The sequence below is a fragment of the Microcoleus sp. Pol8_D6 genome (assembly GCF_036700965.1).
GTDB lineage: Bacteria > Cyanobacteriota > Cyanobacteriia > Cyanobacteriales > Microcoleaceae > Microcoleus.
On the sequence record NZ_JAUBPW010000127.1, the window covers coordinates 1 to 7,466 of the forward strand.

The 7,466-nt window shown below is 52.8% G+C and carries 2 protein-coding genes, 2 tRNA genes and 3 rRNA genes; 6 read left to right on the forward strand and 1 reads right to left on the reverse strand.

Translation table 11 applies throughout. From position 1 onward, the window contains the following. Positions 1 to 388, reverse strand: a 388-nt coding sequence (locus QUA10_RS28325) for an Arm DNA-binding domain-containing protein (RefSeq protein WP_333086458.1), incomplete at its 3' end; no start/stop codon positions are given. Positions 389 to 1,543: 1,155 nt separating this feature from the next. Between QUA10_RS28325 and QUA10_RS28330 the strand changes: the two genes are divergently transcribed. From QUA10_RS28330 to QUA10_RS28355, 6 genes are all read left to right on the forward strand, one after another. After that, positions 1,544 to 3,080 (forward strand): 16S ribosomal RNA (locus QUA10_RS28330). 65 nt (positions 3,081 to 3,145) lie between these two features. Next, positions 3,146 to 3,222 (forward strand) — tRNA-Ile (locus tag QUA10_RS28335). 31 nt (positions 3,223 to 3,253) lie between these two features. Next, positions 3,254 to 3,329 (forward strand) — tRNA-Ala (locus QUA10_RS28340). Positions 3,330 to 3,571: 242 nt separating this feature from the next. Beyond that, positions 3,572 to 6,460, forward strand: a 23S ribosomal RNA gene (locus QUA10_RS28345). A 135-nt stretch (positions 6,461 to 6,595) separates the two neighbouring features. Further along, positions 6,596 to 6,708 (forward strand): 5S ribosomal RNA (rrf, locus tag QUA10_RS28350). Together the 16S, 23S and 5S rRNA genes with 2 tRNA genes alongside form the textbook arrangement of a ribosomal RNA operon. Before the next feature lie 142 nt (positions 6,709 to 6,850). After that, positions 6,851 to 7,466, forward strand: a 616-nt coding sequence (locus QUA10_RS28355; RefSeq protein WP_333086460.1) for a pseudouridine synthase, incomplete at its 3' end; no start/stop codon positions are given.

Below are 7,466 nucleotides of genomic sequence, written 5' to 3' on the forward strand. Positions count from 1 at the left end.
AGACACCATCGCGTAGCCACTCATCAAACAGGTCTGCAACCGTCTTGTTTTCCGCTGCCTGGCGTTCAGCTTCGGCAATGGTTGCTGCGACAGCGGCTTGGGCTTCTATCTTGGCAGCCTTGCGGGCTGCAGTGGGGTTGATGCCTTTGGCGGCTGTCGCTTTCACCTCATCGCGTTCAGCGCGAATCTGCGCCAGCGACTTCTTTGGCCAGCTGCCCAGGCTTTGGTCACGCTTCAATCCATCCTGCTTGAACTCGTAACGGAACTGCACCGTCACGCCACGCAAACCTGAGCGGACTTTGGCGACCAGGCCACCGTCTTCGCGAAGGATCTTGCCGTCATCGGCGGCGGTGAGCGCTTCCAGTTGCTTGGCTGTCAGTTTGGCCATGTCCTACCCCTTGCATAATTCCGCTGCCTGGATTTTTACCCCACTTTTACCCCACCGAATCGCTTGGCTGTCGGTGGGTGCTGGTGGATCGTGATGGACGCAAATATAGCCTGTAAGCCCCGTATTTAATAGGTTTTAGGCGTTCTAATAGCGTCCATGGACTTCCATGGAAATCCACCAAGTAAGCGCATGGGGTGCAAGGGGTAGAGTGTTCGAATCACTCCGTCCCGACCAAATAACTCCACGATCTAGGCCAGTTCAGAAATGAACTGGCCTTTTTCGTTTTGGGCATGGGACACATTGGGGACTCATCGCGTAGAGACATATCGCCGAAAGGAGTATATGGCCAGTGGCCTCTATTCTCTTCGGAACCGTTACTATGTGGCCTTGCCACGGCTTCATGCTGACAGCCAAGCATGCGGTGCGCCGGCATTTCAGCGGTATCCCGGATGACGTGCTGGTTACCAGCTACTTCGACAAGCTGATCCAGGTTCCAATTCGGGTACCACCTCTGGGGGGGGGGGGCGCAGGAAGTTCGGGCGTAAGCACGGCAAGCCTGAGATGCTCGCCGGTTGGGAGGCTGATGTGAAGCAGGGTATATAGTCGTTGACCTGGGGATTTCTGTCCCTATAATGCGCAGCTCTTCAGGTGTAAGCGGTTCCTTAAACTTCTTATAAGACAAGAAGTTAGATTTAAATAAAGGCTTGCAAAGCAGCGAAAGCTGCGTAGAATGCGCCACCTCTTCAGGTGGTGGTGTTTGAGTCTGAAGAGGTTCGGTCAGGCAGATCGAAAGCGGTAAAAGAGGCGGTTGACAGCGGTTTGAAACGCTGTAGGATTCGCCTCCCGCTGACGAGAAGCTAGATGTTGATCGAAAGCGCAACTGGTTGAGATTGAAAAGAAATTTTCGAAATCACTTGACGAGAAATGAGGCTGCTGTAGAATGCGCGCCTCGGTTGAGACGAAAGGCTTAACCAACCGCTCTTTAACAACTGAATCAAGCAATTCGTGTGGGTGCTTGTGAGGTAAGACTGTTAGTCGCAAGATTATCAGCATCACAAAGCAACACTCGTTAATTCGAGAGTTACCTCTCATTAAGTTGAGAGTTTTGCGATTGCTGAGCCAAGTTTAGGGTTTTCTCAAAACCCAAGCAGTATTGAACTGAAGAGTTTGATCATGGCTCAGATTGAACGCTGGCGGCAGGCCTAACACATGCAAGTCGAGCGGTAGAGAGAAGCTTGCTTCTCTTGAGAGCGGCGGACGGGTGAGTAATGCCTAGGAATCTGCCTGGTGGTGGGGGATAACGTTCGGAAACGGACGCTAATACCGCATACGTCCTACGGGAGAAAGCGGGGGATCTTCGGACCTCGCGCCATTAGATGAGCCTAGGTCGGATTAGCTAGTTGGTGAGGTAATGGCTCACCAAGGCGACGATCCGTAACTGGTCTGAGAGGATGATCAGTCACACTGGAACTGAGACACGGTCCAGACTCCTACGGGAGGCAGCAGTGGGGAATATTGGACAATGGGCGAAAGCCTGATCCAGCCATGCCGCGTGTGTGAAGAAGGTCTTCGGATTGTAAAGCACTTTAAGTTGGGAGGAAGGGTAGTAACCTAATACGTTGCTACTTTGACGTTACCGACAGAATAAGCACCGGCTAACTTCGTGCCAGCAGCCGCGGTAATACGAAGGGTGCAAGCGTTAATCGGAATTACTGGGCGTAAAGCGCGCGTAGGTGGTTCAGTAAGTTGGAAGTGAAATCCCCGGGCTCAACCTGGGAACTGCTTTCAAAACTGCTGAGCTAGAGTACGGTAGAGGGTGGTGGAATTTCCTGTGTAGCGGTGAAATGCGTAGATATAGGAAGGAACACCAGTGGCGAAGGCGACCACCTGGACTGATACTGACACTGAGGTGCGAAAGCGTGGGGAGCAAACAGGATTAGATACCCTGGTAGTCCACGCCGTAAACGATGTCAACTAGCCGTTGGAATCCTTGAGATTTTAGTGGCGCAGCTAACGCATTAAGTTGACCGCCTGGGGAGTACGGCCGCAAGGTTAAAACTCAAATGAATTGACGGGGGCCCGCACAAGCGGTGGAGCATGTGGTTTAATTCGAAGCAACGCGAAGAACCTTACCTGGCCTTGACATGCTGAGAACTTTCTAGAGATAGATTGGTGCCTTCGGGAACTCAGACACAGGTGCTGCATGGCTGTCGTCAGCTCGTGTCGTGAGATGTTGGGTTAAGTCCCGTAACGAGCGCAACCCTTGTCCTTAGTTACCAGCACGTTATGGTGGGAACTCTAAGGAGACTGCCGGTGACAAACCGGAGGAAGGTGGGGATGACGTCAAGTCATCATGGCCCTTACGGCCAGGGCTACACACGTGCTACAATGGTCGGTACAAAGGGTTGCCAAGCCGCGAGGTGGAGCTAATCCCATAAAACCGATCGTAGTCCGGATCGCAGTCTGCAACTCGACTGCGTGAAGTCGGAATCGCTAGTAATCGTGAATCAGAATGTCACGGTGAATACGTTCCCGGGCCTTGTACACACCGCCCGTCACACCATGGGAGTGGGTTGCACCAGAAGTAGCTAGTCTAACCTTCGGGAGGACGGTTACCACGGTGTGATTCATGACTGGGGTGAAGTCGTAACAAGGTAGCCGTAGGGGAACCTGCGGCTGGATCACCTCCTTAATCGAAGACTTCAGCTTCTTCATAAGTCCCCACACGAATTGCTTGATTCATTGCGAAAGACGATTGGGTCTGTAGCTCAGTTGGTTAGAGCGCACCCCTGATAAGGGTGAGGTCGGCAGTTCGAATCTGCCCAGACCCACCAATTGTTGTGGGGTGAGGCCTTAGATGTAATTGGGGCCATAGCTCAGCTGGGAGAGCGCCTGCCTTGCACGCAGGAGGTCAGCGGTTCGATCCCGCTTGGCTCCACCACTTACACCTCGTTTAGAGTTCAGAAATGAGCGTTCCTGCTAAGCAGATGAATGTTGATTTCTGGTCTTTGACCAGTAAGAAAATCGTTCTTTAAAAATTTGGGTATGTGATAGAAGTGACTGATTAATTACTTTCACTGGTAATTAGTCTGGTCAAGGTAAAATTTGTAGTTCTCAATTGCAAATTTTCGGCGAATGTCGTCTTCACGTTAGAGACAGTAACCAGATTGCTTGGGGTTATATGGTCAAGTGAAGAAGCGCATACGGTGGATGCCTTGGCAGTCAGAGGCGATGAAAGACGTTGTAGCCTGCGATAAGCTCCGGGGAGTCGGCAAACAGACTTTGATCCGGAGATCTCTGAATGGGGGAACCCAGCCAGCATAAGCTGGTTATTACACACTGAATACATAGGTGTGTAAGGCGAACCAGGGGAACTGAAACATCTAAGTACCCTGAGGAATAGAAATCAACCGAGATTCCCTTAGTAGTGGCGAGCGAACGGGGACTAGCCCTTAAGTTGATTTGAGAATAGTGGAAGGCTCTGGAAAGTGCCGCCGTAGTGGGTGATAGCCCCGTACACGAAATTCTCTTATCAATGAAATCGAGTAGGACGGAGCACGAGAAACTTTGTCTGAATATGGGGGGACCATCCTCCAAGGCTAAATACTACTGACTGACCGATAGTGAACTAGTACCGTGAGGGAAAGGCGAAAAGAACCCCGGAGAGGGGAGTGAAATAGATCCTGAAACCGTATGCGTACAAGCAGTGGGAGCTCACTTTGTTGGGTGACTGCGTACCTTTTGTATAATGGGTCAGCGACTTATATTCAGTGGCGAGCTTAACCGAATAGGGGAGGCGTAGCGAAAGCGAGTCTTAATAGGGCGACAGTCGCTGGGTATAGACCCGAAACCGGGCGATCTATCCATGGGCAGGTTGAAGGTTAGGTAACACTGACTGGAGGACCGAACCGACTACCGTTGAAAAGTTAGCGGATGACCTGTGGATCGGAGTGAAAGGCTAATCAAGCTCGGAGATAGCTGGTTCTCCTCGAAAGCTATTTAGGTAGCGCCTCGTGTATCACTGCTGGGGGTAGAGCACTGTTTCGGCTAGGGGGTCATCCCGACTTACCAAACCGATGCAAACTCCGAATACCAGCAAGTGTCAGCACGGGAGACACACGGCGGGTGCTAACGTCCGTCGTGAAAAGGGAAACAACCCAGACCGTCAGCTAAGGTCCCAAAGTTATGGTTAAGTGGGAAACGATGTGGGAAGGCTTAGACAGCTAGGAGGTTGGCTTAGAAGCAGCCACCCTTTAAAGAAAGCGTAATAGCTCACTAGTCGAGTCGGCCTGCGCGGAAGATGTAACGGGGCTCAAACCATACACCGAAGCTACGGGTTCAACGTAAGTTGAGCGGTAGAGGAGCGTTCTGTAAGCCTGTGAAGGTGAGTTGAGAAGCTTGCTGGAGGTATCAGAAGTGCGAATGCTGACATGAGTAACGACAATGGGAGTGAAAAACTCCCACGCCGAAAGACCAAGGTTTCCTGCGCAACGTTAATCGACGCAGGGTGAGTCGGCCCCTAAGGCGAGGCAGAAATGCGTAGTCGATGGGAAACGGGTTAATATTCCCGTACTTCTAATTACTGCGATGGAGGGACGGAGAAGGCTAGGCCAGCACGGCGTTGGTTGTCCGTGTTTAAGGTGGTAGGCTGATTTCTTAGGTAAATCCGGGAAATCAAGGCCGAGAACTGATGACGAGTTATCTTTTAGATGACGAAGTGGTTGATGCCATGCTTCCAGGAAAAGCTTCTAAGCTTCAGGTAATTAGGAACCGTACCCCAAACCGACACAGGTGGTTAGGTAGAGAATACCAAGGCGCTTGAGAGAACTCGGGTGAAGGAACTAGGCAAAATGGCACCGTAACTTCGGGAGAAGGTGCGCCGGTGAGGGTGAAGTATTTACTACGTAAGCCCATGCCGGTCGAAGATACCAGGCCGCTGCGACTGTTTATTAAAAACACAGCACTCTGCAAACACGAAAGTGGACGTATAGGGTGTGACGCCTGCCCGGTGCCGGAAGGTTAATTGATGGGGTTAGCTAACGCGAAGCTCTTGATCGAAGCCCCGGTAAACGGCGGCCGTAACTATAACGGTCCTAAGGTAGCGAAATTCCTTGTCGGGTAAGTTCCGACCTGCACGAATGGCGTAACGATGGCCACACTGTCTCCTCCTGAGACTCAGCGAAGTTGAAATGTTTGTGATGATGCAATCTCCCCGCGGAAAGACGGAAAGACCCCATGAACCTTTACTGTAGCTTTGTATTGGACTTTGAACAGATCTGTGTAGGATAGGTGGGAGGCTTTGAAGTGATGTCGCTAGATGTCATGGAGCCAACGTTGAAATACCACCCTGGTGTGTTTGAGGTTCTAACCTAGGTCCATTATCTGGATCGGGGACAGTGCATGGTAGGCAGTTTGACTGGGGCGGTCTCCTCCCAAAGCGTAACGGAGGAGTTCGAAGGTACGCTAGTTACGGTCGGACATCGTGACGATAGTGCAATGGCATAAGCGTGCTTAACTGCGAGACTGACAAGTCGAGCAGATGCGAAAGCAGGACATAGTGATCCGGTGGTTCTGTATGGAAGGGCCATCGCTCAACGGATAAAAGGTACTCTGGGGATAACAGGCTGATACCGCCCAAGAGTTCATATCGACGGCGGTGTTTGGCACCTCGATGTCGGCTCATCTCATCCTGGGGCTGTAGCCGGTCCCAAGGGTATGGCTGTTCGCCATTTAAAGAGGTACGTGAGCTGGGTTTAAAACGTCGTGAGACAGTTTGGTCCCTATCTTCCGTGGGCGCTGCAGATTTGAGGAAGCCTGCTCCTAGTACGAGAGGACCGGAGTGGACACACCTCTGGTGTATCGGTTGTCACGCCAGTGGCATTGCCGAGTAGCTAAGTGTGGAAGAGATAACCGCTGAAAGCATCTAAGCGGGAAACTCGTTTCAAGATGAGATCTGCCGGGGCCTTGAGCCCCCTGAAGAGTCGTTCAAGACCAGGACGTTGATAGGTCAGGTGTGGAAGCGCAGTAATGCGTTAAGCTAACTGATACTAATTGCTCGTGCGGCTTGACCCTATAACTTTGATAGCGCGTAATGTGCTTCAATGATTGTTATGCCAAGTTGACGCAGTCAAAAATACAAAAATCTAATCTGATTCCACTCTATGAATTCGTTGTGTTGCTCATAGAGCAGCGCGACACCCAGTTATGCCTGATGACCATAGCAAGTTGGTACCACTCCTTCCCATCCCGAACAGGACAGTGAAACGACTTTGCGCCGATGATAGTGCGGGTTCCCGTGTGAAAGTAGGTCATCGTCAGGCTCTTACAGCCCCAAACCCCCTCAGTCTCCAAAGGACTGGGGGGTTTTGCGTTTGGGGATGCGAAAAGTACAGCCACTGCCAGGCAGAGGCCAGTTTTACCCGCCCGGATCTCCCCACCTTCATTCACTTGATTGCCACCGCCATGCAGCTGCAAGACATTCTGTATTCCCAGGGATTTGGAACCCGGCGCGTGTGCGCCGGATTGGTGCAGCAGGGTTGGGTGGCGGTGAGCACCACCGGCGTGCAGGGTGAGTACCTGCCCTGCACCGAGGCCGCGGCCGATTTCGACCCCCAGGGCCTGCAGCTGCGCGTGCAGGGCGTGGACTGGCCGTACCACGAGAAGGCCTATGTGCTGCTGCACAAGCCCGCGGGCACCGAGTGCTCGCAAAAGCCCTCGACCTACCCGAGCATCTACACGCTGTTGCCCGCGCCGCTGCGCCAGCGGCCGAGCAAGACGGCGGTGCAGGGCATCCAGGCCGTGGGCCGGCTCGACCAGGACACCACCGGCATGCTGCTGCTTAGCGATGACGGCCAGTTCATCCACCGCATGAGCTCGCCCAAGAAGCATGTGCCCAAGGTCTACCAGGTCACCACCAAGCACCCCGTGGACGAAGCCCAGGTGAACAAGCTGCTCGCCGGCGTGGTGCTCGACGACGATCCCAAGCCGGTGCGTGCCGCAGCCTGTGCGCTGGTGGACACGCACCGCCTGGACCTGACCCTGACCGAAGGCAAGTACCACCAGGTCAAGCGCATGCTGG